Source organism: Stenotrophomonas sp. 169 (genome assembly GCF_014621775.1).
GTDB lineage: Bacteria > Pseudomonadota > Gammaproteobacteria > Xanthomonadales > Xanthomonadaceae > Stenotrophomonas.
Genome location: NZ_CP061204.1, coordinates 4004487 through 4030783, shown reverse-complemented (window position 1 = coordinate 4030783; position 26297 = coordinate 4004487). Strand labels below are relative to the sequence as shown.

Annotated in this window: 25 protein-coding genes and 1 pseudogene; 23 read left to right on the top strand and 3 right to left on the bottom strand. The window is 66.8% G+C overall.

Annotation, left to right across the window (positions count from 1 at the left end; translation table 11 throughout):
• The first annotated feature begins 27 nt into the window (after window positions 1-27).
• The 6 genes from ICJ04_RS17640 to xth all read left to right on the top strand — a co-directional run bounded on the left by ICJ04_RS17640 (window position 28) and on the right by xth (window position 5801).
• On the top strand, window positions 28-183 hold the full coding sequence (locus tag ICJ04_RS17640) for a DUF1328 domain-containing protein (protein WP_083491872.1): 156 nt from the start codon (window positions 28-30) through the stop codon (window positions 181-183).
• Between the two features lie 209 nt (window positions 184-392).
• Window positions 393-1028 (top strand): SCP2 sterol-binding domain-containing protein, encoded by a 636-nt coding sequence (locus tag ICJ04_RS17635; protein WP_188327387.1) that lies wholly within the window; start codon window positions 393-395, stop codon window positions 1026-1028.
• Window positions 1025-2680, top strand: a complete 1656-nt coding sequence (gene ubiB, locus ICJ04_RS17630) for a ubiquinone biosynthesis regulatory protein kinase UbiB (protein WP_188325450.1) — start codon at window positions 1025-1027, stop codon at window positions 2678-2680. The genes ICJ04_RS17635 and ubiB overlap by 4 nt, the downstream gene beginning before the upstream one ends.
• Window positions 2677-3426, top strand: a complete 750-nt coding sequence (locus ICJ04_RS17625; RefSeq protein WP_223203092.1) for a pseudouridine synthase — start codon at window positions 2677-2679, stop codon at window positions 3424-3426. Before ubiB ends, ICJ04_RS17625 begins: the two co-directional genes overlap by 4 nt.
• Before the next feature lie 151 nt (window positions 3427-3577).
• Window positions 3578-4990 (top strand): coniferyl aldehyde dehydrogenase, encoded by a 1413-nt coding sequence (locus ICJ04_RS17620; protein WP_188325449.1) that lies wholly within the window; start codon window positions 3578-3580, stop codon window positions 4988-4990.
• Between the two features lie 43 nt (window positions 4991-5033).
• Window positions 5034-5801: an exodeoxyribonuclease III gene (xth, locus tag ICJ04_RS17615; protein WP_188325448.1), complete on the top strand. Its 768-nt coding sequence runs from the start codon at window positions 5034-5036 to the stop codon at window positions 5799-5801.
• A gap of 73 nt (window positions 5802-5874) precedes the next feature.
• Here xth and ICJ04_RS17610 read toward each other — a convergent pair whose 3' ends face one another.
• Window positions 5875-6126, bottom strand: a complete 252-nt coding sequence (locus ICJ04_RS17610; RefSeq protein WP_188325447.1) for a GlsB/YeaQ/YmgE family stress response membrane protein — start codon at window positions 6124-6126, stop codon at window positions 5875-5877.
• Between the two features lie 96 nt (window positions 6127-6222).
• On the opposite strand from ICJ04_RS17610, the gene ICJ04_RS17605 reads away from it, so the two are divergent.
• The 14 genes from ICJ04_RS17605 to ICJ04_RS17540 all read left to right on the top strand — a co-directional run bounded on the left by ICJ04_RS17605 (window position 6223) and on the right by ICJ04_RS17540 (window position 20738).
• A complete protein-coding gene (locus ICJ04_RS17605) occupies window positions 6223-6810 on the top strand; it encodes a 4'-phosphopantetheinyl transferase superfamily protein (RefSeq protein WP_223202935.1) in 588 nt (195 codons plus the stop codon).
• Window positions 6811-6848: 38 nt separating this feature from the next.
• Window positions 6849-7487 carry a 16S rRNA (guanine(527)-N(7))-methyltransferase RsmG gene (gene rsmG, locus ICJ04_RS17600; protein ID WP_188325445.1) on the top strand — a complete coding sequence of 213 codons (639 nt, stop codon included), beginning with the start codon at window positions 6849-6851 and terminating at the stop codon, window positions 7485-7487.
• A gap of 111 nt (window positions 7488-7598) precedes the next feature.
• Window positions 7599-8396, top strand: a complete 798-nt coding sequence (locus tag ICJ04_RS17595) for a ParA family protein (protein WP_188325444.1) — start codon at window positions 7599-7601, stop codon at window positions 8394-8396.
• Window positions 8396-9319: a ParB/RepB/Spo0J family partition protein gene (locus tag ICJ04_RS17590; protein WP_188325443.1), complete on the top strand. Its 924-nt coding sequence runs from the start codon at window positions 8396-8398 to the stop codon at window positions 9317-9319. The genes ICJ04_RS17595 and ICJ04_RS17590 overlap by 1 nt, the downstream gene beginning before the upstream one ends.
• Window positions 9320-9354: 35 nt before the next feature.
• On the top strand, window positions 9355-10083 hold the full coding sequence (locus tag ICJ04_RS17585) for a suppressor of fused domain protein (protein WP_188325442.1): 729 nt from the start codon (window positions 9355-9357) through the stop codon (window positions 10081-10083).
• Window positions 10080-11045, top strand: a complete 966-nt coding sequence (locus tag ICJ04_RS17580; protein ID WP_188325441.1) for an NAD-dependent epimerase/dehydratase family protein — start codon at window positions 10080-10082, stop codon at window positions 11043-11045. Before ICJ04_RS17585 ends, ICJ04_RS17580 begins: the two co-directional genes overlap by 4 nt.
• Before the next feature lie 90 nt (window positions 11046-11135).
• The gene (locus tag ICJ04_RS17575) at window positions 11136-11858 is read left to right on the top strand and encodes a glycosyltransferase family 2 protein (protein WP_188325440.1); all 723 of its coding nucleotides are present in this window, start codon (window positions 11136-11138) and stop codon (window positions 11856-11858) included.
• Entirely contained in the window at window positions 11858-12199 is a 342-nt protein-coding gene (locus ICJ04_RS17570) for a lipid-A-disaccharide synthase N-terminal domain-containing protein (RefSeq protein ID WP_188325439.1), read from the top strand. Before ICJ04_RS17575 ends, ICJ04_RS17570 begins: the two co-directional genes overlap by 1 nt.
• 145 nt (window positions 12200-12344) lie before the next feature.
• Window positions 12345-14120 (top strand): DUF885 family protein, encoded by a 1776-nt coding sequence (locus tag ICJ04_RS17565; RefSeq protein ID WP_188325438.1) that lies wholly within the window; start codon window positions 12345-12347, stop codon window positions 14118-14120.
• A 67-nt stretch (window positions 14121-14187) separates the two neighbouring features.
• The gene (locus ICJ04_RS17560) at window positions 14188-14802 is read left to right on the top strand and encodes a hypothetical protein (RefSeq protein WP_188325437.1); all 615 of its coding nucleotides are present in this window, start codon (window positions 14188-14190) and stop codon (window positions 14800-14802) included.
• A 58-nt stretch (window positions 14803-14860) separates the two neighbouring features.
• The gene (locus ICJ04_RS17555; protein ID WP_188325436.1) at window positions 14861-15238 is read left to right on the top strand and encodes a hypothetical protein; all 378 of its coding nucleotides are present in this window, start codon (window positions 14861-14863) and stop codon (window positions 15236-15238) included.
• 58 nt (window positions 15239-15296) lie between these two features.
• Window positions 15297-16568, top strand: a complete 1272-nt coding sequence (locus tag ICJ04_RS17550) for a TolC family protein (protein WP_188325435.1) — start codon at window positions 15297-15299, stop codon at window positions 16566-16568.
• Window positions 16565-17542: an efflux RND transporter periplasmic adaptor subunit gene (locus ICJ04_RS17545; RefSeq protein ID WP_188325434.1), complete on the top strand. Its 978-nt coding sequence runs from the start codon at window positions 16565-16567 to the stop codon at window positions 17540-17542. The genes ICJ04_RS17550 and ICJ04_RS17545 overlap by 4 nt, the downstream gene beginning before the upstream one ends.
• A 28-nt stretch (window positions 17543-17570) precedes the next feature.
• Complete coding sequence (locus ICJ04_RS17540) at window positions 17571-20738, top strand: CusA/CzcA family heavy metal efflux RND transporter (protein WP_188327385.1); 3168 nt, start codon at window positions 17571-17573, stop codon at window positions 20736-20738.
• A 125-nt stretch (window positions 20739-20863) separates the two neighbouring features.
• Here the strand turns inward: ICJ04_RS17540 and ICJ04_RS17535 are convergent, their stop codons facing one another.
• Window positions 20864-21268, bottom strand: a complete 405-nt coding sequence (locus tag ICJ04_RS17535) for a RidA family protein (RefSeq protein WP_188325433.1) — start codon at window positions 21266-21268, stop codon at window positions 20864-20866.
• 127 nt (window positions 21269-21395) lie between these two features.
• On the opposite strand from ICJ04_RS17535, the pseudogene ICJ04_RS17530 reads away from it, so the two are divergent.
• The 3 genes and pseudogenes from ICJ04_RS17530 (at window position 21396) to ICJ04_RS17520 (ending at window position 24625) form a co-directional block, all read left to right on the top strand.
• Window positions 21396-22303 (top strand): annotated as a pseudogene (locus ICJ04_RS17530) (LysR family transcriptional regulator).
• 172 nt (window positions 22304-22475) lie between these two features.
• Window positions 22476-23750 carry an AAA family ATPase gene (locus ICJ04_RS17525; protein ID WP_188325432.1) on the top strand — a complete coding sequence of 425 codons (1275 nt, stop codon included), beginning with the start codon at window positions 22476-22478 and terminating at the stop codon, window positions 23748-23750.
• A gap of 2 nt (window positions 23751-23752) precedes the next feature.
• Window positions 23753-24625: a hypothetical protein gene (locus ICJ04_RS17520; RefSeq protein WP_188325431.1), complete on the top strand. Its 873-nt coding sequence runs from the start codon at window positions 23753-23755 to the stop codon at window positions 24623-24625.
• A gap of 329 nt (window positions 24626-24954) precedes the next feature.
• On the opposite strand, the gene ICJ04_RS17515 is transcribed toward ICJ04_RS17520, so the two are convergent.
• Window positions 24955-26178 carry a glycosyltransferase gene (locus ICJ04_RS17515; protein WP_188325430.1) on the bottom strand — a complete coding sequence of 408 codons (1224 nt, stop codon included), beginning with the start codon at window positions 26176-26178 and terminating at the stop codon, window positions 24955-24957.
• Between the last annotated feature and the right edge of the window lie 119 nt (window positions 26179-26297).

The following is a 26297-nucleotide window of genomic DNA, read 5'->3' as shown; positions in this document are numbered from 1 at the left end:
CCCCGGCACGTAACCGCGAGGATCGCCATGCTGCACTACGCCGTCATCTTTTTCGTCATCGCCCTTATCGCCGCCGTCCTCGGCTTCTCCGGTATTGCCGGTGCCGCCAGCAACATCGCCTGGATCCTGTTCGTGGTCTTCCTGGTGCTGGCTGTGATCTCCATGTTCCGCAAGCGAACCTGACGCTGCACCACCGGGTAACCTCGGTGAGCGCTTGAAACGAAGCCGGGCATTGCCCGGCTTCGTCGTTCCTGTGGATGGGTGAGTTACGCCGGAGCGGGGCATGTAGCGCCAAGCCACGCTCGGCGAGCGCGCCGCGCGGCCTGCGTCCGCTGTCGCGACACCGGCAGGATTCCGCAGCGATCTGCCACCAGGCAGGTAGAATGCGCACCATGCCTCTTTCCCTGCTCAAGTCGCTCAAGCCGGTCGCCGGCCGCGCCCTGCAAGCCGCGCTGAATCGTGCGCTGGCGCTGGATCCCGATACCCGTCAGGCGTTGACCGCGCTGGATGGGCGACATATCGACCTGACCCTGGACGCCCCTGCGCTTGCCATGCGGATCAGTGTGCATGGCGAGCAGCTTGAGGTCGGCCCGGTCGACCACCGCGAAGCCGATCTGGCGGTGCGCAGCAGCCTGGCCGGTGTGCTGGCCCAGTTGCCGTTGCTGGCCAGGTCGCGCAGCGGACAGGGCGACCCGGCGGGCCGCGTACGGGTGGCCGGGGATGCCGAACTGGCCCGCCGTCTGCAGCAACTGGCCAAAGGCTTTGATCCGGACTGGCAGCTGCCGTTCGTGCGCGTCTTCGGCGAGGTGCTGGGCGTGCAGGTGGCCAACGCACTGCGCAGCGCGCTGCAGCACGCACGCCGCGGCGTCTCCGATCTGGCCCATACGGCGGCGGAGTACGTGACCGAGGAGTCCCGCGACGTGGTGCCGCGTGGCGAGCTGGACGCGTTCCATGACGACGTGGACGTGCTGCGCGACGACGTCGAGCGTCTGTCGGCGCGCGTGCAGCGCCTGCGGGGTGTCGCATGAAGGCCCTGCTGCGGGCCAGCCGCATTGGCCGCATCATCCTGCGCTATCGCCTGGATGACCTGCTGCAGGACACGCCGGCTGAACGCTGGCTGCGCCTGGCCAAGCCTTTCGTACCGCGTGCGTCGGCCGACATCGCCGCACAGTCGCGTGGTGCCCGGCTCCGCTTGGCGCTGCAGGATCTGGGTCCGATCTTCGTCAAGTTCGGCCAGATCCTGTCCACCCGCCGTGACCTGGTGCCGCCGGACGTCGCGGTCGAGCTGACCCTGTTGCAGGACCGGGTCAAGCCGTTCGACGGTGAAACCGCGCGCCGCATCGTCGAAGACACACTGGGCATGCCGGTCACCGAAGCCTTCGCCAGCTTCGATACCGAGCCGCTGGCCTCGGCGTCGATCGCGCAGGTCCACGCGGCGACGTTGGGCGACGGACGCCAGGTCGTGGTCAAGGTGCTGCGGCCGAACATCGAAAAGCAGATCGTCGCCGACATCGCGTTGCTCAATTCGCTCGCCACACTGGTCGAGCGCACCCACCCGCGTGCGGACAAGATCCGTCCGCGCGAAGTGGTGGCCGAGATCGAGAACACGTTGTCGGCCGAACTGGACCTGCAGCGCGAAGGCGCCAATGCCAGCGTGCTGCGCCGGTTCTGGGAGCACTCTGACGATCTGTACGTGCCGGAAGTGATCTGGAGCCACACCGCCGAACGCGCGCTGACGCTGGAGCGCGTCTGGGGCATTCCCTCCGATGACATCGAGGCGCTGGACCGCGCCGGCATCGACCGCGTGGCGCTGGCGGCCAAGGGAGTAAGGGTGTTCTACACCCAGGTGTTCCGGGACAATTTCTTCCATGCCGACGCCCACGCCGGCAACATCTGGGTCGACGTCGATCCGGCACGGCGGGCGAATCCGCGCTTCATCGCGCTGGACTTCGGCATCATGGGCCAGCTCTCGCAGGAGGATCAGTACTACCTCGCCGAGAACTTCATGGCCATCTTCAACCGCGATTACCGGCGCATCGCCGAGCTGCACGTACAGGCACGCTGGATGCCTGATCACGTGCGCATCGACGATCTGGAAGCGGCGGTACGCTCGGTGTGCGAGCCCTATTTCACCCGTCCGTTGTCGCAGATTTCGCTGGCCGAAGTGCTGATGAAGCTGTTCCGCGTGGCGCAGCGCTACCAGTTGACCCTGCAGCCGCAGTTGATCCTGCTGCAGAAGACCCTGCTGAACATCGAAGGCGTCGGCCGACAGCTCGATCCGCAGATCGATATCTGGGCAGTGGCCAAGCCGGTGCTGTCGAAGATCCTGCGCGAGCGCTACAGCCCGCGCCGGGTGCTGCGCGAGATCGGCAAGCGGGTGCCGGAGATCATGACCCACGCCCCGGACATGCCGCGCCTGGTGCATGCCTGGCTGAGCCAGCAGGTCGAAGGCCGGCATGAACTGTCGATGCGCTCACGCGACCTGGCCGCGCTGGATGTCAGTGTGCAGCGCCTGCAGAAGCACGCCGTGGGCGCGATCACCGGTGTCGGCCTGTTGGCGATCGCCGCGCTGATGTATGTCCTGCAGCCACCGGGCTGGTACATCGGCGACATGCCGGTGTGGAGCTGGGTCTCCGGCGCACTGGGTGCGTTCGCGTTGGCGCGGGCATGGTGGCGATGATGGCGGGCGAATCGGTGGCCGATGAGGCCGTGACGGCGGTCGCATCGCCGCCGCTGCAGCTGCTGCATCAGGACGAGCGCCTGGCCGTGGTCAACAAGCCCGCCGGGTTGATGGTCCATGACAGCAAGCTGGCGCGCGGCGAGGATGATTTCCTCGCGGATAGACTGCGTGAGCAGCTGGGCCGTCAGATCTTCCTGGTCCACCGGTTGGATCGCGCGACCAGTGGGTGCCTGCTGCTGGCCTTTGATCGCGATACCGCGAGCGCGCTGGGCAAGTCGCTGATGGGCGGCGAGGTGATGAAGGATTACCTGACGGTCTGCCGTGGCTGGCCGGCCGAAGCGGCCTGGCGCGTGGACCACGATCTGGATGGCGGCCCGGGCAAGCCGGTGAAAAAGCAGGCCATCACCGATTTCCAGCGGTTGCAGACCGGCGAGTTGGGCGTGCCGAGCGGGGAATTCACCACCTCACGCTATGCGATGCTGCGCTGCCAGCCGCAGACCGGGCGCTTCCGGCAGATCCGTCGGCATCTCAAGCACCTGTCTCACCACATGATCGGTGACACCAGCCACGGCGACGGGCGGCACAACCGGATATTCCGCATGCAGGGCGTGCACCGCATGCTGCTGCACGCCGAGCGGCTGCGTTTTCCGCATCCGGAAGGCGGCGTAGTCGACGCGCGCGCCCCGCTGGACCGTGAGTTCCAGAAGGCGCTGGACCTGTTCGGCTGGGACGTGCCGTCCGCCTGAGCGTCGGTAGCCCGTAGCGCCGAGCCATGCTCGGCGGGGTGTATCCGTCGTTTTCGGCAAACCGCCGCCGAGCATGGCTCGGCGCTACCGGGCGTTCCCATGTGCTCCCGGTAGTGACGGCCGCTGGCCGTCATGCCCTTTATAGTGGGGCATGACAGCAGATACCGACCCCGCCGACCTTCCTGCCCTGCTGCAGACACTGCGGATCGCGTGGCAGGCGCAGCGTCCTTTGATCGACCAGCGCGAGGACGACCTGCGTCGCCTGCGTACGGCATTGAAAGCGCGGATGGACGACATGGCCACCGCCATCGCCGCGGATTTCGGCCACCGCTCGCACGCCGAATCGCGCATCGCCGACGGCATGAGCGTGCTGTCGGCCATCGATCATCTGCTCAAGCACCTGCGTCGGTGGTCGCGGCCACGGCGTGCCAGTGCGGGCTGGAAGCTGTGGCCAGCGCGTGCGCAGCTGCGCCCGACCCCGCTGGGCGTGGTCGGCGTCATCTCGCCTTGGAACTATCCGATCACCTTGGCGTTGGTGCCGCTGGCCACGGCCATCGCGGCCGGCAACCACGTGCTGCTCAAGCCCTCAGAGCACACGCCGCGAAGCAGCGCTTTCCTGGCGGAGCTGCTTGCCAGCGTGTTCCCCGCCGCACGCGTAACGGTGGTGCAGGGCGGCGCGGACGTGGCCTCGGCCGTGGCCGGTCTGGCGCTGGACCATCTGGTGTTCACCGGCTCCACGGGCATCGGCCGGAAGGTCATGGCAGCGGCGGCGGAACACCTGGTGCCGTTGACGCTGGAACTGGGCGGAAAGTCGCCGGCCATCGTGTGCAGCGACTTTCCCCTGCAGAAAGCGGCGGCGCGGTTGGCCACCGGTAAATGGTTCAATGCCGGACAGACCTGCATCGCACCGGACTACGTGCTGGTTGATGGCCCGCGCCAACGCGCGTTCGTGCAGGCACTGCAGGAGCAGGTCGTCCAGCGCTACGGGGATTTCAGCGACGCCACCGATTACACCCGGATCATCAATGAAGGGCAGTACCAGCGGCTGCTTGGGTATCTGCAGCAGGCGCGCGACCGCAACGTGGAGGTCATTCCGTTGGCCACCATCGATCCGCTGCGTGCAGCCCGCGAACGGTTGCTGGTGCCTACCGTGGTACTGGATCCGCCGGACGACCTGGACCTGATGCAGCAGGAAATTTTCGGCCCGATCCTGCCGGTGCGCGCCTATGCGGACCTGGATGCCGCCTTGGCCGATGTGGTGGCGCGGGATCGGCCGCTGGCGCTGTATCCCTTCAGCCATGAGGACGCCAAGGTGGATCGCATCCTCGCTACGGTGGTGGCTGGCGGAGTGACGGTGAACGACACGCTGCTGCATTTCGCTGCCGATGGCCTGCCGTTCGGTGGTGTGGGTGCCAGCGGCATGGGCGCGTACCACGCACGCGCCGGCTTTGATGCCATGAGTCGGCCGATGCCGGTGCTGTGGCAGTCCCGCTGGGCCGCGACCGATTTCCTGCGGCCGCCGTACGCGCGGATACAGGGGCTGCTCAAGCGGCTGGTCGGGTAGCACGAACGGGAGGGGGGCGGGCAGGGCAGGTACAATTCCCGCCATGAAAATCGCCTCGTGGAACGTCAACTCCCTCAACGTCCGCCTGCCGCACCTGGAGCAGTGGCTCAAGGATGCCGGTCCGGACATCGTGGGCATCCAGGAAACCAAGCTGGAAGACCACAAATTCCCCGATGCCGCGCTGGCCAGTGCCGGCTACCGCAGCGTGTTCGCCGGGCAGAAGACCTATAACGGCGTGGCGCTGCTGTCGCGTGAGCCGGCCGAGGACGTGCAGATCGGCATCCCCGGCTTCGAGGACGAACAGAAGCGGGTGATCGCGGGCACCTTCGGCGACCTGCGGGTAATCAATCTCTACGTGGTCAACGGCCAGGACGTCGGCACGGACAAATACGCCTACAAGCTGCGCTGGCTGGAGGCGGTGCATGCGTGGATCGAAACCGAACTGCAGAAGTACCCGAAACTGATCGTGATGGGGGACTTCAACATCGCCCCGGACGAGCGTGACGTGAACGATCCGCTGGTGTGGAACGAAAACCACATCCTGACCTCGACCGCCGAGCGCGGGGCGTTGAACAAGCTCCTGCAACTGGGGTTGCACGACGCGTTCCGCCTGCACAGCGACGAGGCCGGGATCTTCAGCTGGTGGGACTATCGCGCCGCGGGATTCCGCCGCAATCTTGGCCTGCGGATCGACCTGACCCTGGTGTCTGATGCCCTCAAGGCATCCGCCGTTGCGTCGGGCATCGACCGCGAGCCGCGGACCTGGGAGCGTCCCAGCGACCATGCACCGGCATGGGTGCAGCTGGGTTGAATCGACGAGGCCCGACCTTGGCCGGGCCCCGTCCTGATGCGTCTGCCGGCCAGCGGCCGACCCTACCGCAGCGTCAGCGGATGCTCTTGCGGGTAAACAGGTTGACGATGGCCAGCAGGATCACCGCACCGATCAGCGAGAACAGGAACGTGCGTACCGTGATCGCTTCGTTGATGCCGCCGCCGAACAGGAACCCGGCGATCAGTGCACCGACGATGCCGACCACCACGTTGAGGATGATGCCCTGCTGGGCATTGCGTCCCATGATGATGCTGGCAAGCCAGCCTACGATGCCGCCGACGATCAACCAGATAATGATGCCCATTGCCCCATCTCCTATCTCAAAGAGATTCCAGTTGACGCGTATGGCCGTGAAACCGCTGTGCAGTGGCGTTGACGGGGCGCTGGCATGAGCGCGGGGATGTCAGGGCAGGAAAGGTGGCGGTTCGGTCCCGTCACGGTGTGGCGTCGCCCGCACGTGCCCGGCCAGCGCGGTGAGCCGCAGGCACGACAGGTGCTGGCGCAGGCCTTGGGGGGCGATCCGCTGGCCTTGCCGCTGGTTCGCGACCCCCGTGGCCGCCCGGAACTGTCGGCTGCGTTGTCGCGCTTCGGCACGGGCTGGAGCCACAGCGGCGATGTCCTGCTGGTCGCACTGGGCGAAGGGGTCCGGCTCGGCGTTGACCTGGAGCTCCTGCGCCCGCGCCCGCGCATGCTGGAGATCATCCGCCGGTTCTTCCATCCTGCAGAGATCGCGTGGCTGGAGGGCCTTGCCGAGGAAGCCCGCGTGCAATGGTTCTTCCGTGTGTGGTGTGCGAAGGAGGCGATGCTGAAAGCGGACGGGCAGGGCATTTCCTTCGGCCTGCACCGCCTGCAGTTCGGCCCGGCTGACGACGGCACGCTGCAGCTGCAATGGTGCGATCCGGCGTTGGGCCACGCCGCGCGCTGGCACCTGCACGAGTGGCAGGCCAGCGCCAACTTCCGCGCCGCGCTGGCGTGGCATGTCGCCTGACCTGCTTACCGCAGCAGGAAACCGGCGATAATGCCCACATGAGCGAACTTACCCTTCCACCTGCCGTCGCCGACACGCTGCAGCGTGGCCTGGCCGACATGGGCCTGCCGGCCGATCTGGCGCCGCCCCTGCTGCGTTACCTGGCCCTGCTGCACCGCTGGAACCAGACCTACAACCTCACCGCGATCCGCGATCCGCAGGAGATGGTGACCCGCCACCTGCTCGACTCGCTGGCCATGCGACCGCATGTGGTGGACGGGTCGCTGGCCGATCTCGGTACCGGTCCCGGCCTGCCCGGCATTCCATTGGCCATTGCCTGCCCCGGCCTGCAGGTCACCCTGGTGGAGAGCAACGGCAAGAAAGCGCGCTTCATGCGTGAAGTCGTGCGCCAGCTGGGACTGACCAACGCGCGCGTCGCCGAGTCGCGGGCAGAGGCGCTGGATGAGCCCGGCCAGTACGATCAGTTGACCGCGCGTGCGATGGATACGCTGGAAGGCATCGTGCGCGTCGGCGGCCATCTGTTGCGCCCCGGCGGCGTGCTGCTGGCGATGAAAGGGGTCCACCCGCACGATGAGATCGCCGCGCTGCCCGCGGGTTGGCAGGTGCGCGAGGTCGTGGCGCTGAACGTGCCCGGCCTGGCGGGAGAGCGCCATCTGGTCAGCGTTGGCGGCCCCTGAAGGGCGCCGCGCTTGCCTGCTGGACAAGGCCGGAATGAAGCCCGATTTCCGCCCGGGGCCGGTTGTACGCATAATGACCAGCCCCAGCAACCGTCGACGAGGCTCACCCGCATGGCCCGCATCATCGCCATCGCCAACCAGAAGGGTGGCGTCGGCAAGACCACGACCGCCGTCAACCTGGCCGCCGCCCTGGCCAACGCGCCCAAGCGGGTGTTGTTGGTCGACCTCGATTCGCAGGGCAACGCGACGATGGGCAGCGGCGTCGACAAGCGCGAGCTGGAAGCGTCCACCTGCGATCTGCTGCTGGGCGAAAGCACGGCCGTGGAAGTTCGGCTGAAAGCAGCCGAGGGCTACGACCTGCTGCCCGGCAACATCGACCTGACCGCCGCCGAGATCCAGTTGATGGGCCAGGGCGAGCGCGAGCAACGCCTCAAGCGCGCGTTGGCACCGATCCGCGATGAGTACGACTACATCCTGATCGACTGCCCGCCGGCGCTTTCGCTGCTGACGTTGAACGCACTGGCCGCCGCCGATTCGATCCTGGTGCCGATGCAGTGCGAGTACTACGCCCTTGAAGGCCTGAGCGCGCTGGTGGAAACCATCGAAGCGCTGCGTGGCAACCTCAATCCGACGCTGGAAATCGAAGGCGTGCTGCGCACCATGTTCGATGTGCGCAACAACCTGGCCAATGCCGTGTCCGGCGAGCTCACCGAGCACTTCGGCGACCTCGTGTTCCGCACCATCGTGCCGCGCAACGTGCGCCTGGCCGAGGCGCCCAGCCATGGGCAGAGCATCGTCGGCTACGACCGCGCTTCGCGCGGCGGCGTGGCCTACCTCGGCCTGGCCGGCGAGATCATTCGACGCAACAACGAACGCAACAAGGCCGTCGCGGCCGTGGAGACCGTCTGATGAGCACCAAGCCCGCAGCAGGGAAGAAGCGTGGCCTCGGCCGCGGCCTGGATGCCCTGCTGGGACCGAAGGCATCGGTCAGCCAGGTGCAGGCCACCGCGGTGATCGAGCCGTTGCCGGGCGAAGTGCTGCGCAGGTTGCCCATCGGCCAGCTGCAGCCGGGCAAGTACCAGCCGCGGCGCGAGATGGACGAGACCAAGCTTGCCGAGCTGGCCGATTCGATCCGCTCGCAGGGCGTGATCCAGCCGATCCTGGCGCGTCAGCTGCCGGGCGGCAACTACGAAATCGTCGCCGGCGAACGCCGCTGGCGTGCATCGAAGCTGGCCGGGCTGGATGAAGTGCCGGTGGTGGTGCGCGAGCTGGAAGACCGCACCGTCATCGCGATGGCGCTGATCGAAAACATCCAGCGCGAAGACCTCAACCCGCTGGAGGAAGCCGAAGCCCTGCAGCGCCTGATCAGTGAGTTCACCCTGACCCATGCCGAAGCGGCCGAGGCGGTTGGCCGCTCGCGTGCGGCGGTGTCCAACCTGCTGCGCCTGCTGGAACTGCCGATCGCCATCCGCGTGCTGCTGGAGTCGCGCCGCCTGGAGATGGGGCATGCGCGTGCATTGCTGACGCTGGCGCCGGAACTGGCCAGCAAGCTTGCGCAGGAGGCGGCAGACGAAGGCTGGTCGGTGCGCGAGGTGGAGCGCCGTGCGCAGGCCTTCGCGGCCGGCAAGGTGCCCAGCAACCGGCCACAGGCGGCAGCGAAGACCGCGCCGCAGGCCGACATCGCATCGCTGGAAACCGAACTGAGCGAGTCGTTGGGCGCCAAGGTGGCGATCACCCACGGCCGTGGTGGCAAGGGCAAGCTCATCATCCATTACTCTGACCTGGATACGCTGGACGGCGTGCTCGAACGGCTGCGCGCCCAGCGCGCGTGAGCGTTCGACAGCGCACCCCTGGCCAGGAGCCGTCCATGAGCAACGACTACGACGAGGTCAGTCCGGGCGGCAGTCCGATCCATCGGCACCGTGACGAGAACGCCTTCACCGCTGCATCCGAAGGCCCCAACGTTGCCGCGATCGCGGCACACATCGCGCAGCATCTGGGGCCGGTTGCGGGTGTGTACCACGAGATCATCTCCGACACGGTACGCATCGACCTGCATGTCGTGGCGGCCACGGATGCATTCCCTTTCCTGCGCATCGTCACCTCGGGCATGAGCGATCTGCCGATGGATGTGCCGGAAGGCGCCGAATCGCCTGACCGTCTCGAGTTGATGGTGACCCTTCCCGGCACTTGGCCGCTCAGTGAGACGGCGCTTGCCGACGAACGCAGCTATTGGCCGTTGCGGCTGTTGAAGACCCTGGCGCGGCTGCCGCACAAGTACGATACCTGGCTGGGCTTTGGCCACAGCATTCCCAACGGCATGCCTGCCGAACCCTATGCGACGACGGTAGGGTTCCAAGGGGCGTTGATCCTGCCGCCTGCCAGTGCACCTGACGCCTTCGCCCACCTGACCACTGACGATGGCACGCTGATCGGCTTCATGGCGGTGGTGCCGGTGTATCCCGAAGAGATGGCATTGAAGCTGGAAGACGATGCGGAAGCCTTGCTGGCCCGCTTCAGCGCCAAAGGCATCAGCGACATCATCGACCCCTTCCGGCTCAACGTCGGCGCAACGCATTACGGCCTGCATTCATGACGATCCTGCTTACCGGCGCGGCCGGCTTCATCGGTGCGTATACCGCGCAGGCCCTGCTGCAGGCCGGTCGCCCGGTGGTCGGGCTGGACAACTTCAACGACTATTACGATCCACAGCTCAAACGTGATCGGGTCGCCGCGCTGTGTCCGCAGCTCGACCTGCGCACGCTGGATCTCACCGATCGTGACGGCCTGGGCGCGCTGTTCAACGAGGTGCGGCCCACCGCGGTCATCCACCTGGCAGCGCAGGCGGGCGTGCGCTATTCGCTTGAGAACCCGCACGCCTACGTCGACAGCAACATCAGCGGGTTCGTCAACATCCTGGAACTGTGCCGCCACCGCAACGTGCAGCATCTGGTCTATGCCAGCAGCAGTTCGGTGTACGGCGACTCGGCAACGCCGCCCTTTTCCGAAGACCAGCGCGTGGACCAGCCGCGTTCGTTGTATGCGGCCACCAAGGCAGCCAACGAGCTGATGGCCTATACCTACGCACAGCTGTTCGGGCTGAAGGCCACCGGCCTGCGGTTCTTCACCGTGTACGGGCCATGGGGGCGACCGGACATGGCGCCGCTGTTGTTCTCGCGTGCGGTGCTGGCGGGCCGATCAATCGACGTGTTCAACGAAGGGCGCATGCAGCGTGACTTCACACATGTTTCCGACATCGTCGCCGGTATTCTCGGCGTGCTCGCACATCCCGGCGACGGTCCTGTGCCGCACCGCGTGTTCAACCTCGGCAACCACACCCCTGTGGAGCTGGAGCGGTTCATCAGTGTGATCGAGCAGGCCGCAGGCCGCCCCGCCACCAAGGTCTACAAGCCCATGCAACCGGGCGACATGGTCCGCACCATGGCCGATACGCGTCGCGCCTACGACGCATTTGGCTATGAGCCGGCCCTGCCGATCGAGCAGGGTCTGCCCCCGGTGGTGGCATGGTGCCGCGACTATTTCGGCGATCGTGCCTGATCCACCGCTGCTGGGCAGCCGGGTTCATCTTCGGCTAACCTCGGCAGCGGAGAATGCGCGCTCTTTGTTTTCACCCCGGCCGAGTGCCCCATGAGCCATCCCGAGCTGTCCGTTGTGGTCCCGGTGTTCAACGAACGCGATAATGTCGCGCCGCTGGTGGCTGAAATCACCGCCGCCCTGCGGGGACGCATCGCCTTTGAAATCGTCTACGTCGACGACCAGTCACGCGACGACACGCTGGCGATGCTGCAGGCGCTGAAGGCCCAGACGCCGGAACTGCGCGTGCTGCACCATGTCAGCCAGAGCGGGCAAAGCACGGCCGTGCGCAACGGAGTCAAGCATGCGCGGGGCGCGTGGATCGCGACCCTGGACGGTGACGGCCAGAATGATCCAGCCGATATTCCCGGGCTGCTCGACGCGCGTGCGCGGGCTGATGCCAGCGTCAAGCTCTTCGCCGGTTGGCGGGTCAACCGCAAGGACAGCGGCAGCAAGCGCTGGGCCAGCCGCTGGGCCAATGCGATCCGTGCGCGCATGCTGCGCGATGACACGCCGGACACGGGCTGTGGCATCAAGCTGTTCGAGCGCGAGGCCTTCCTGGACCTGCCGTACTTCGATCACATGCATCGCTACCTGCCAGCCTTGATGCAACGTGCCGGCTGGCAGACCACCAGCGTGCCGGTCAACCACCGCCATCGCACCACGGGCGTGTCCAAGTACACCAACCTGGGCCGCGCGCTGGTCGGCATCCGCGACCTGCGCGGCGTGGCCTGGCTGATCACCCGCAGCCGCCGTACTGTCGTGGAAGAAGCCTGATGGAACTGCACTGGCTGGACCAGCCGCTGACCTGGTTGTACTGGACCGGGCTGCATGTGACGGGTTGGAAGCTGATCGGCTATACCGGCGCGCTGATGTTCGGGGGCCGCTGGCTGGTCCAGTTCGTCGCCTCGCGGCGTGCCGGTAAACCGGTGATCCCGCGCCTGTTCTGGTACATGAGCGTGGTCGGCAGCCTGATGACGCTGAGCTACTTTCTGTTTTCGGCCAAGCAGGACTCCGTCGGTGTGCTGCAGAATCTGTTCCCGGCGTTCACTGCCCTGTACAGCCTGAAACTGGATATCGACCACCGCGGCTGGAAGCGCGACAAAGCCGCGCACTGACGGGGCGACGCACACCCCTGCGTCCACCGCCCCTGCGTAGACGTGATCGACGCCATTGCCCGGCACGGGCAGGACATTCGACCCATGTCGCAGGCAGCCAACGGTGCCATGATCGGTGGTCTGCCTTCCCGGGAACCTGTCGCTCGTGAAAAACCGTCTTGCCGTTGCCCTGCTGCTTGCCCTTTCCTCGCCGTTGGCCGTCCATGCCGCCGTGCCCACTGCCACGACCGCGCCGGCCAGCGTCGCCAACGAACGCGCTGCCGATGCCGCGTTCCGCGCTATCTATGAAAAGGAATGGGCCTGGCGCCAGGAGGGCGGCGGTGAAGCCAGCGAAGACGGCGATGCGCCGGCCAGCGCGGCACGGCTGCCCGACGTGGGCCCCGCCGCGCAGCAGGACCGGCTGAAGGTCTGGGACGAGGTGCTTGCGCAGCTGGACCGCACCGACGTCAAGGCGCTGTCCCCGGTGAACCAGGTGAACTTCGCGATCTATCGCGACCAGGTCTTCAACCTGGCCCAGGAAGTGCGCCTGCGGACCTACGAGATGCCGTTCAACTCCGACTCGTCGTTCTGGTCCAACCTGTCCTTCATGGCACGGCGCGAGATGAAGACCGCGCAGGACTACCGCAACTACATCGCCCGCTTGAATGACGTACCGCGCTACTTCGGCCAGCAGACCGACAACATGCGGGCCGGCCTGAAGCGCGGCTTCAGCGTGCCGCGCGCGGTGCTGGATGGACGTGAGGTGGCCATTTCCAACGTTGCCGACCTGAAGGATCCGACCGAATCCCCGCTGTACGCACCGTTCAAGAAGCTGCCCGCCAGCATGCCGCAGGCGGACCAGGCCGCGTTGCAGGCGCAGGCACGCGAGGCGATCAGCGGCAAGGTCATCCCGGCTTTCCAGCAACTGCGTACGTTCTTCCTGCAGGACTACGTGCCGCAGGCGCGCACTACGCTGGCGGCCGAAGCCATGCCCGATGGAAAGGCGTTCTACAAGCAGCAGATCCACGAATACACGACGCTGGACCTGACCCCGGATGCGATCCATCGCATCGGGCTGGATGAGGTGGCACGCATCCAGAAGGAAATGAACGCCATCATCCAGCAGGTCGGTTTCAAGGGCAGCTTCGATGAGTTCCTGACCTTCCTGCGCACCGACCCGCAGTTCTACGCGAAGACCCCGGATGAGCTGCTCCATCGTGCAGCGTGGATCTCCAAGCGCGTGGACGGGGTGATCGGCAAGTACATGACGCTGCCGCGTGCGCGCTTCACCATCGTGCCGGTGCCGCCGGACATCGCGCCGTTCTGGACCGCCGGCCGCGGTGGCATGGGCACTTACTGGTTGAATACCTACAACCTGCCGGCGCGCCCGCTCTACAACCTGCCCGCCCTGACCCTGCACGAATCAGATCCCGGCCATGCGCTGCAGGGTGCGTTGGCCGCCGAACAGGGTGACCTGCCGGCGTTCCGTCGCACCAGCTATATCTCCGCCTACGGTGAAGGCTGGGGGCTGTACTGCGAAAAGCTCGGCATCGAGATGGGCATCTATGAGACCCCTTACGAAGACTTCGGCCGCCTGACCTACGAAATGTGGCGTGCGGCGCGTCTGGTGATCGATACCGGCGTGCACAGCAAGGGCTGGTCACGTGACAAGGCCATTGCCTACCTGCGTGACCACACGGCGCTGAGCGAGCATGAGGTCACCACCGAAGTCGACCGCTACATCTCCTGGCCGGGACAGGCCCTGAGCTACAAGCTGGGTGAGATCGCCATCGTCCGGCTCCGCGCACAGGCCGAACGGGAGCTGGGCGACAAGTTCGACATCAAGGCCTTCCACGACGCCGTGCTGGAACAGGGCTCGGTGCCGTTGCCGGTGCTTGAGCAGCAGATCCGGGCGTTCATCGCAGAGCGCAAGCGCGCATGAGCGATCCACGGTAGCGCCGCAGCAGGGATGCGGCAGCCTTGGGGGGTCACCTCCAAAAGGCTGCCGCATGAACAACGTTCCGGATGATTTCTCCATTCAGTGGCGAACCTTCAGCGTATCGCAGGGGGTCGTGCAGCCCTCGGGCGAGCCACCGGCATGGGCGCCGCTCTCGGTGACCAACGCGCCAGCAATGACCACCACCACGACAATGTGCGGCATGCCGTGCTACCAGGATGGGCTGCGCACCAGTGTCATGGACCTGTTGACCCACGCGGAGCGCAGTACCCTCTACCTGGATTACGCCGTACATTCTTCCGCACTCGCCGATCCGGAGCGCATCATCGCGGTGCGCCCGGACCAGGCCGAGGCTCACCTGACCTACCGGCAGTTGTGCGAGCCGGGAAGCTTCTGCGTGCGTCGTGATGAGGCGGGTAGCTTCGTACTGGTGCATCGTCCGCGGTTGGCTGCGGGAGCAGGTGCGCTGGTGCCGCTGGTGCGTACGCCGCTGGAGTTTTCGGCACCGGGCTGGCGCCTTCATGTACCGGAGACAGCTCGCCCGGCATGGAATGGCGTACGCGATGTGCACTTCACCAGTCTGGACGCGCTGAAAGCGGCGCTGCCGCCCGGCATGAAGGAGGTGACCGGCGCGTCGCTTGGCGATATCGAGGCGACCCATCTGTAGCGGCGCATGCGGTCGCTGCGATTGTGTAACGCCCGATGCGCCCGCTACCCTGCGGGTGATGATCCGTCCACCCCGCCACCGCCGCTTGTTCCTGCTCCGCCTGCTGATGCTGGTGGTGGTGGCGCTGGGTACGGCCGGCGGCGCGCTGGCATCGGCATTGGGTGACCTGCACGAGCTGTCGCACGCGGATCATCCGGCCGTGCCGCATGGCAGTCTGGAAAGCGATAGCGGTCACGACGATGAAGATGTCGGCGACCGGCTGCTGCATGCGCTTGTGCATTGTGGCCATTGCCACGGGCAGGGCGGGCAGCTGCCGATGGGGCACGCTGGCTGGTGCAGCTTGTCTCCCGGCGTCGTTCTGCTTGACGCGGTGTACGACGCCGGCGGGACATCGATGATGCCCGATAGTCTGCTGCGTCCTCCGATCCAGGGCTGATCCACCGCCGGCCCGCAGCCGGTGATCTGATCCCTGATACGTCCTTCGGAGAGACCCCATGTGGAAATGCCTGGCCGCCTTGGCGGCCTTGGCGATGGCACCGTGCGCCCCTGCACAGGTGACGCCGCCCCCTGTCCCGTTGACACTCGATGCCGCCATCGAGCGTGTTGCGCACACCCATCCTGACCTGCGACTTCTGCCCTTGCAGCAGGATGCCGCGCAGGCACGACGCGATGCCGCCGGGCTCGCACCGCCGCTGGTGTTCGGCGCAGACGTCGAGAACGCCCTCGGCACCGGTGACAGCCGCGGTGTCCGCTCACTGGAGACCACCGTGTCGTTGGCAGGCGTGCTGGAGCGAGGAGGCAAGCTGGATGCGCGCCGTGCGGTCGCGCAGGCCAACCTCGATGCACTGGCCCCGCAGCGGGAGATCACCCGCCTGGACATGATGGCGGAGGTGGCACGCCGCTACCTGGCCATTACCGCCGCCGCCGCCCGCGAGCGGATTGCCCGGGATGACATCGAACAGCGTCGGCGCGCGGTGGACGCAGCACAGCGGCGCCTGACCGCCGGTGCGTCACCGGCATCGACCCTGATGACCGCACAGGCCTCCCTCGCGCAGGCAGAGCTGGACCGTGACCGTGCCCTGCAGGAAGCCCAGGCGGCGCGGCTTTCGTTGGCCGCGTTGTGGAACGAGCGCAGCGTTGCGTTCGATGTGGTCAGCGGCGATCCGCTGCAGCTGCCTGCGTTGCAGGATTTCGCCCAATTGGCCGATCTGCTCGAGCGCACACCCGAACTTGCGGTGATCGCCGGCGAACAACGTGTGCGTGAGGCACAGCTGCAGTTGGCGAGTACCCAACTGCGCGGTGACATGTCCTGGCAGCTCGGCGTGCGCCACGACCGGGCCAGCCGCGATGCATCGCTGGTGGGCGGCTTCAGCATCCCGCTGGGCGCTGCACGGCGGGCCGAGCCGGAGATCCGGGCGGCACGCAGCGAACTGGCGATGAGCGCGCTGGAACGTCAAGGGCGCGCGCTTCAGCTGCACGCCACCTTGGCGGAGGCACATGGACGCTACGGCACCGCCAGGCTGGAGGTCACGCGGATGGACAGCGACGTCGTGCCGCAGTTGCGCCGTGCCGAAAAGGCCGCCGAAACCGCATGGCGCGCCGGTGCCATCAGCTATCTCGAATGGTCGCAGCTGCAGGCCATGCGCATCGAAGCGCGGCAGCGCCAGCTGGATGCGGCCCTGGCCGGACAGGCCGCTCTCATTGAAATCCAGAGGCTCACCGGGCAACCGCTGGTTGCCCCTGCCATCCAAGGAACCGCACCATGACCCTGACCCTCACGATGTTGGCGCGCAGCGCGTTGTCGTTGCTGCTGCTTTCCGCGCTTGCCGCGTGCACCGGCAAGGTGGACGACGGGGCCTCGGTTGCGGGCAAGCCCGCGGTGGACCATGACGCAGCGGAAGCACATGACGAAGAAGAGGCACCGGCCACCACCCACATCGCCGCGTCACAGGCGAGGGCAGCGGGCATCGTCACCGCGCCCGCTGCGTCGGGCACGATTGCCGATGAGCACGAAGTGCAGGGCCTGCTGGCACCCGTCGACGGACGCAGCGCCCAGGTCACTGCACGCTTCCCCGGTCCGGTGCGCGCACTACGGGCGAATGTCGGCGACCGCGTACGCGCCGGACAGCCGCTGGCCAGCATCGAAAGCAACCTCAGCCTGTCGACCTACAGCGTAGCCGCCCCTATTTCCGGCGTCGTGCTGTCACGCCAGGTGCAGCTCGGTGCCGTCGCTGCCGAGGGCCAGGTCCTGTTCGATATCGGCGACCTGTCGCAGCTGTGGGTGGACCTCCACATCTTCGGTTCCGACACGCAGCACATCACCGCGGGCGTGCCGGTCACGGTGACCCGCATGACCGACGGTGCCAGCCAGACCGTCACCCTGGAACGCGTGCTGCCCGGCACCGCGACCGCCAGCCAGAGCACGGTCGCCCGCGCCCTGATCGACAACGCGGACGGCCTGTGGCGGCCCGGCGCGGCCGTGCGGGCGCGCATCGTGGTGGCGAGCACCCCGGCGCCCATCGTCGTCCCGCTGACCGCGCTGCAGACGCTGGACGGTGGCGACGTGGTATTCGTGCGCGACGGCGACACCTACACCGCACGCCCCGTGCAGCTGGGCGCGCGCGATGCCCGCCAGATCGCGGTGACCGATGGACTGCGCGCAGGCGAGCAGGTCGTGGTCGAGCAGAGCTACACGGTGAAGGCGGACATCGGCAAGGCGGCGGCGGCCCATGAGCATTGAACCGTCTCTCGATGGCACCCCGCACGGCCTGCTGGAGCGCCTGGTCCGCGGCGCCATTGCCCAGCGCTGGCTGATGATGGGGCTCACCCTGGCCTTGGTACTGGTCGGAACATGGAGCTTCAGCAGGCTGCCGATCGATGCCACCCCGGACATCACCAACGTACAGGTGCAGGTCAACACGGCCGCGCCGGGCTATTCGCCGCTGGAGAGCGAGCAGCGCATCACCTATGCCATCGAAACCGCGATGGCCGGCTTGCCGGCACTGGACCAGGTGCGCTCGTTGTCGCGCTATGGGCTGTCCCAGGTCACCGTGGTGTTCGAAGACGGCACCGATCTGTACTTCGCCCGCCAGCAGGTGGCCGAACGTCTGCAACAGGTCAAGTCGCAGCTGCCGGAGGGAGTGGATCCGCAGCTGGGTCCGATCGCCACGGGCCTGGGCGAGATTTTCATGTACACCCTGGATGCGGCGCCCACGGCCCGCAAGCCTGACGGGACGGCGTACACCGCCACCGATCTGCGCACCCTGCAGGACTGGGTGATCCGGCCGCAGCTGCGCAACGTGCCGGGCGTCACCGAGGTCAACACCATCGGCGGTTTCCAGCGTCAGGTCCACGTCACCCCGGATCCCGCGCGCCTGCGCGCGCTGGGCTTCACCATGGACGACGTGGTCGCCGCCGTGCAGGCCAACAACCAGAACGTCGGTGCTGGCTACATCGAGCGCAATGGCCAGCAGTTCCTGGTGCGCATACCGGGGCAGGTCGCCAACCTGGACGAGATCGGCGACATCGTGCTGGACCGCCGGGAAGGCGTGCCGATCCATGTGCATGACGTGGCGCGCGTGGCCGAAGGCGCAGAGCTGCGCAGTGGTGCGGCCACCCAGAACGGCCACGAAGTCGTGATGGGAACCGTGGTGATGCTGGTCGGCGGCAACAGCCGTGACGTGGCGCAGGCCGCTGCGGCGAAGCTGGCGCAGGCACAACGCAGCCTGCCTGATGGGGTCACCGTGACCGCCAGCTATGATCGCACCGCGCTGGTGGACCGCACCATCCATACCGTGGCGAAGAATCTGCTGGAAGGCGCGTTGCTGGTCATCGTGGTGCTGTTCCTGCTGCTCGGCAACTTCCGGGCCGCGCTGATCACCGCGGCGGTGATTCCGCTGTCGATGCTGTTCACCCTGACCGGCATGGCCCGCGGCGGTGTGTCCGCGAACCTGATGAGCCTGGGCGCATTGGACTTCGGCTTGATCGTGGATGGTGCCGTGATCATCATCGAAAATTGCCTGCGTCGCTTCGGCGAACGCCAGCACGCACTGGGCCGCGACATGACCGCCGCCGAGCGCTTCGACGAGACCGCACGCGCTACCGCCGAGGTCATCCGCCCCAGCCTGTTCGGCCTGGGCATCATCACTGCCGTGTACCTGCCGATCTTCGCCCTGACCGGCGTCGAAGGAAAAATGTTCCACCCGATGGCGATCACCGTGGTGCTGGCACTGACCGGGGCGATGCTGCTCTGCCTGAGCTTCGTACCGGCGGCCATCGCGCTGTTCCTGGGCGGAAGGGTCCAGGAAAAAGAGAACCGGGTGATGGCCTGGTTGCGGCGACGCTACCACCCCCTGCTGGACCGGGTGCTGCAGCACGCGGGCTGGGTGATGGCCGGTGCGTTGGTGCTGATCGTGGGATGTGGTGTGCTGGCGACCCGGCTGGGGAGCGAGTTCGTACCCAGCCTCGACGAAGGCGATGTCGCGATGCATGCCATGCGCATACCGGGTACCAGCCTGAGCCAGTCCGTGCAGATGCAGGTGCAGATCGAAACGCGCCTGCTGCAGTTCGCAGAGGTGGAGAAGGTGTTCTCGAAGATCGGCACCCCCGAAGTCGCGTCCGATCCGATGCCTCCGTCCGTGGCCGATACCTTCGTGATGATGAAAGACCGCAGCGAATGGCCCAACCCGCGCAAATCGCGGGCCGCCCTGCTGGGCGAACTGGAAGCGGCGGTGGAACAGCTGCCGGGCAACAACTACGAGTTCACCCAGCCCATCCAGATGCGCATGAACGAGCTGATCTCGGGGGTGCGCGCGGATGTGGCCGTGATGGTCTACGGCGATGATCTGGACACGCTGGTGCAGCTCGGGAAACGCATCGAGAAGCAGGTTGCAGCGATACCGGGGGCAGCGGATGTACGTCTGGAAGAGACCAGTGGCTTGCCGTTGCTGACCGTACTGCCCGATCGCCAGGCGCTGGCGGGGTACGGGCTGAATCCTGGGCAGGTACAGTCCACCGTTGCGACGGCGGTAGGGGGCCAGGTGGCCGGCCAGCTGTTCGAAGGTGACCGCCGCTTCGACATCGTCGTGCGGCTTCCGGAAGCGCTGCGGCAGGACCCGGCTGCCCTCGCCGACCTGCCCATATCCCTGGAGGCCGCACTCGCTGGCGGCAACGCGGATGAGCTGAGCCGGGGTGTCGGTGCGGCCGGTCGCGGGCCACGGACCGTGCCGCTGCGGGAACTGGCGCGCATCGAGACCAGTGAGGGACCGAACCAGATCAATCGTGAGAATGGCAAGCGACGCATCGTGGTGACGGCCAACGTGCGCGATCGTGACCTGGGCAGCTTCGTCGCCGATCTGCAGGCCGCGGTCACCGCGCAGGTGCCGCTGCCGACCGGGTACTGGATCGACTACGGCGGCAGTTTCGAGCAGCTCATATCGGCCAGCCAGCGCCTGGCGGTGGTGGTGCCGGTCACCCTGGTACTGATCTTCGCGATGCTGTTCTGGGCGTTCGGTTCGGGTCGCGATGCCGTGGTGGTGTTCAGTGGCGTACCGCTGGCGTTGACCGGCGGTGTGCTGGCGTTGGCCGCACGGGGCATGCCGATGTCGATATCCGCGGGCGTCGGCTTCATCGCGCTGTCCGGCGTGGCGGTGTTGAACGGTCTGGTGATGATCAGCTTCGTTCGCCAGTTGCGCGCGCAGGGCATGCCGCTGAGCGAGGCCGTACGCGAAGGCGCGCTGGGACGCCTGCGACCGGTGCTGATGACGGCGCTGGTGGCCTCGCTGGGTTTCGTGCCGATGGCCTTCAATGTGGGTGCCGGTTCGGAAGTGCAGCGTCCGCTGGCCACCGTGGTGATCGGTGGCATCGTGTCGTCCACGCTGCTGACCCTGCTGCTGTTGCCGGTGCTGTACCGCTGGCTGCACCGCAACGAACGGTAGTGACCCGAAGGTAGAGCCGACTTCAGTCGGCTTCCAAAAACGCAGGGTAGAGCCGACTTCAGTCGGCTTCCAAAAGTGCAGCCGACTGAAGTCGGCTCTACCCGTTCCAGTCGGTTCCGCGCGCCTCAACGCGCGGGCTGGCTGTCCGGCACCCTGGCGATCACCTTGATTTCAAACTGGAAGCCATACAGCCAGGTCACGCCAATCCCTGTCAGGGTGGGGTAGGGCGCCTCGCCCCAATACTCCGGCACGATCGCCCAGGCTTTTTCGAAGTTCTTTTCCGGGTCGACGATGAACACCGTCACGTCGACCACGTCATCAAAGGTGCACCCGGCCGCAGACAGCACGGCATTGAGGTTGTCGAAGGCGCGGCGCACCTGATCTTCCAGCACGGGCTCGGGTGAGCCGTCCTCGCGGCTGCCCACCTGGCCAGACACGAACAGGAAGCCATTGGCCCGTACGGCAGGGGAATAATGATTACGGTCGTAAAGGGCCTGGCGGCCAGCGGGAAAAACGACATCACGGATCATGGAAGGGCTCCAGCAGGATCGCTGCACGGCGCAGCGGGGATGCCTGCATGCTGGACCGCTTCGTGTGCTGGATAAACCGTCCAATCACGCCTAGATTGTTCGGCATAACCGACAGATACAGGCCGCCATGGACCGTTTCGACGCAATGCGCGCCTTCGCCCGGGTGTCGAAACTGGCAGCTTCACCAAGGCAGCGCACACCCTGCAGGTGGGGCGTACCCGGGTCACCGAACTGGTGCAGCAGCTGGAAACGCACCTGCGCGTGCGCCTGCTCAACCGCACCACCCGGCGGCTCAACCTGACCGCGGAAGGGGAGGCGTACTACCCTCGCGTGGTCGGCCTGCTGGCTGAACTGGAGGCGGTCGAGGGGAGTCTCTCCACCGCCACGGCGGCACCGCGCGGACGGCTGCGCATCGACGTGCCCAGCCCGTTCGCCCGGCTGCTGCTGGTACCGGCGCTGCCGGACTTCCACGCGCGCTATCCGGACATCGAGCTGCATATCGGGGTCAGTGACCGCGAGGTGGACCTGATCGGTGACAGCGTGGACTGCGTGATCCGCGGCGGCACGCCGGACGACCTGTCGCTGGTCGCCCGCCCCCTCGGTGCGCTGCCCTTGGCGGTGTATGCCAGTCCGGACTACCTGCAAAGCCATGGCACGCCGACGCATCCGCGGGACCTCGACGGGCCGCACCACCTCACCGTCGGCTTCCTGCGCCCGCGCACCGGACGCACCCGCCGTTTCATCCTGCAGCGCGGTGATGAACGGATGGACGTGCAGGGCCGTCACGTGATCGCTCTGGACGATGGCGATGCGTATCTCGCTGCTGGCCTGGCGGGTCTGGGCATCGTCTGCGTGCCCGTCTACATGGCGGCCCCTCATGAGGGACGTACTGAACTCGTGCGCCTGTTCGATGACTGGCACCTGCAGGCGATACCGATGCATGTGATGTTTCCGCCCAACCGGCACGTCAGTCACCGCCTGCGCGTGTTCATCGAGTGGGTGACGCAGATGATGGCACCCGGCACGACGGGCTGAACTGACGGGATGCGTTGCCTCCTGCCTTCCGCGCTGCTCGCGCGTGCGGTGCGACAGCGATGCACGTATCCGACAGCCATCGCAGCGCCGCACGGCGACCTCGACGGGTTTGCCTGCTGCAGCGGCTGCGGTGGGTTGCCATGCTGGGTCGGCACCCTGCATCGGCACGCACATGCACATCCAGTCTCTCCGCATCCGCAATTTTCGTTCCATCCAGGACATCAGCGTTTCATTGCTCGGACCGGGTGATGCGCCAGACGGGACAGCGCTGGCCAACGTCAACGTTCTGCTGGGGGTGAACGGCGCCGGCAAATCGAGTGTCCTGCGCGCCATCGCATTGAGTGTGCTCGCCCCGGTGCTTGAACGCGGCGCAGGGTTCTTTCCCGATGGCTTGGTGCGGACCCCTCGCGCAGGCACGGACGGCAAGGCAGGCGTCCCACGCCGTGCACCGCTGGTGGCCACGCTGGATACGGCGGTGTGGATTGACGCGCAGGATGGCGCACTCGGCGGCGATTCGGCGAGCGTGGCGTTGACGATGCAGGCGAAGGTCGAGCAGGTCGGTGATTCGGAAGTGCTGCAGTGGATTCCACCCGACGATCCGCACGTGGCACGCGAGGTCCGTGAGCTCCAGGACACACGGCAGACCAGTGCCTTCTTCCTGGTGGGCTACGGTGCGACCCGGCGTGTTGAACACGATCACGATGCAGACCCGGCGCAGCGTTTCAAGACCCGCGCCCCGCGCTACGAGCGCGTGGCGGGCTTGTTCGAAGACCATCACAGCATGGTGCCGTTGTCTGCCTGGTGGCCCGCTTATGCCACGCAGAATCCAGGCCGCGGCAAGCAGGTGATCAACCTGATGAACCGGTTGTTGCCCGAATCGTGCTGCATGCACGCGGCTGGAGAAAACAGGGGCGATACGGAAGCGCCTGGCTTCAGCATGCACGGCGTCCACGTCCCATTCCGCGCGCTGTCGGACGGCTATCGCGCGTATATCGGCTGGATCGGCGACATGCTGTACCACCTGTGCATGGGTGCGCCCTCAGGCCGCAAGCTGGTGGACAACCGCGGGGTGGTGCTGATCGACGAGATCGACCTGCACCTGCATCCGGATTGGCAACGTTCGTTGCTGCCCACGCTGTCGCGCGCCCTGCCCAACATCCAGTTCATCGTCACGACGCACAGCCCCTTGGTGGTGGGCTCGTTGCAGCCGCAGAACCTGCTGGTCCTCGACGAAAGCGATGACGACGGCGCCCAGTGCCGCCGCCTGCCCGAACAGGTGCACGGGCGCAGTGCGGAACAGGTGCTGCTCAGCCCCTACTTCGGCTTGGCGTCCACCCGCGCACCGGGCGTGGCGGACCGGCTGGAACAGTTGAGGCGCGCAAGCGAGGCGGGGGATCTGCGCGCTGCGGCCGACTATCTGCACCTGCTGTCTTCCGGAGCGCTGTGAGCATGATACGGATCGAGACCGAAACCGACGTCCTGTACGCTGCCATTGCCGCCCATCGGCCGTCGTGGCTGGCCAGGGCCAAGAGCAGGAAAGCGATGTATCGGCGTACAGGACGCTACGTGGAAGGGCAGGACTTCTGGGGCGAGATAAAAGACATCTACATCGAACTGCAGCACGAGAAATGCGCGTACTGCGAGACCCGTCTGGCCGGCAGGGAGCTGAGCAGCAAAGTGCATGAGGTAGAGCATTTCAGGCCCAAGTCGCGGGTGAAGACGTGGCCGCCGGCGACCGGAAAGGGCGCCGTGGGCTTCGTGCCGCCGTGCCGGTTGGGGCGGGCCAGCCGACGTGGCTACTACCTGCTCGCCTACCATCCGTTGAACTACGTCATCGCCTGCACGCGCTGCAACTCGACCTTGAAGGCGGATTACTTCCCGGTCCGCCGGGCGCGCAGCACGCGCGCTGCTCATCCGGACACCGCCATGGCCGAAGATCCGCTGCTGATTTATCCCCTCGGCCATCTGGATGTCGATCCGGCGAGCCTGATCCGTTTTGCGGGTGTGCTGGCTGTGCCGCGGCATGACCGGGGACGGGATTTCGAACGCGCACTGGTGACCATCGCGTTCTTCCAGCTCAACCATCAGGACCTGTGCAGTCGCCGCGCGCGCTTGATTGGAGCGCTGTGGCTTTCATTGCGTACCAGGGACACGCCCGGACTGCCCGCCCTGTTGATTCAGTACCACCAGCAAGCCGTGGACGCCGCACAGGCCGCTGCGGGAGAGTTCGCGGCCTGTGCGCGGGATTTCGTCGCACTGCATGCCACCGATCCTGCGCTGGCCGACCAACTCGGTGAAGCCGCCGTCGCCATGAGCTGGTGAACACGCGTCTAGCCCCTGGCGCCGAGCCACCCTCGGCGGAATCCGTCCGGCGATGCGATGTCGGATACAGGCCACGCTGCGCGCTCGCCGAGCATGGCTCGGCGCTACCGGGCTGGCGGCACATCTTTGTAGCGCCGAGCCACGCTCGGCGGAATCCGTCCGGCGATGCGATGTCGGATACGGGCCGCGCTGCGCGCTCGCCGAGCATGGCTCGGCGCTACCGGGCTGGCGGCACATCTTTGTAGCGCCGAGCCACGCTCGGCGGATGCGTTCGGCGGTGCGATGTCGGATACAGGCCGCGCTGCGTGCTCGCCGAGCACGGCTCGGCGCTACCGGGCTGTGGGGAGGGCCGCCTGTATCGCGGCCACCGCGTGGCCCACGCCGTCTTCGCCTGCCATTCGCTGGCCCAACGCAGCGGCGCGTGTGTGCGTTTCGGCCTGTTCGACGAAGGCCAACGCTTCCGCCAGCGATGCAGCGGTTAGTCGCTTCGCCGACAGCGCGCGTGGGGCCACGCGCAGGCGGTGCAGGCGATCTGCCCAGAAGAACTGGTCGGCCGCGAAGGGCATCACCATCGACGGCACGCCCGCCCGGCAGGCCGAGTGTGTGGTGCCGCTGCCGCCGTGGTGAATCACCAGCGAGGTGAGCGGAAACAGCTTTTCGTGGGGCACCGCGTCGATCACATGGACGCTGGACGGCAACGCCACCTGTGGCATGCCGGACCAGCCAGGCGACAACAGCACGCGTCGCCCATCCAACATGCGCAGCAGCGCGGTCAGCACGGCCTCACGATCAAAGCCGGTCATGCTGCCGAAGCCGACATACACCGGACGCTCGCCGTCATCGAGAAACGCCTGCAAGGCCGCATCCGGTGCCCATTCCAGCGTCTCCGGCATCCGCCATTGCCCGCAGATCCGATGGTCGGACGGCCAGTCCGGCGGAGCCGGCACCAGACTGGGGGAAATACCATAGAGCATCGGCACGTCCGTCCACGGGCTGCGTCGTGGAGGTCGATCCAGCACTGCCCGGCGCGCGTCGTTGATCGGGCCGCGGAACTGCCGCCAGATCAGCTGGTTGACCAGCCGATAGCTCGCCCGGTTGAGCAGCGCCGGGGTCCAGCCCGGTGGCAGGAACGGCGAAGGAAACGCGCCGGTGGGCGTGATCGGGATCATGCCGGTGCCGATCAGGGGAAGGCCATGGTGTTCCGCCACGCTCATGCCGACGAAGGCCGCCAGCCCGCCGGTCAGCACGGCATCGCAGTCCTTGGCCACTGCATCGGCCTGACACATCCAGGCCCCGACATGGCGCTGGGCCATCCGTGCCAGTCCCCGGCTGGCGGCGCGCGGGCTGTTGCCGCGGGCGAGCAGCGCCACCACTTCTTCGTGGATGTCGCCGTCGAGTGCCGCATGGGGCACACCCAGCTGACGTGCGCTGCCCAGCGTGCTGCCATCCGCGAGCAGCATCACCTCGTGGCCGGCGTCCATCAGGCCTCGGCAGAGCAGGGTCAGCGGGCGGGTATCGCCTTCGGTACCGTAGGTGAGTGCGAGCAGTTTCATGGGGCTCTGTGTAGCAGGCGCCGGGGCAGGGCGCTGTGTACCGGCCCGATCCCTGAGGGGTGGCCCGGAGCGCGCTTGCGCCAAGGTCCCGTTCGCGGCATACTTCGCGGCTCGCTGTG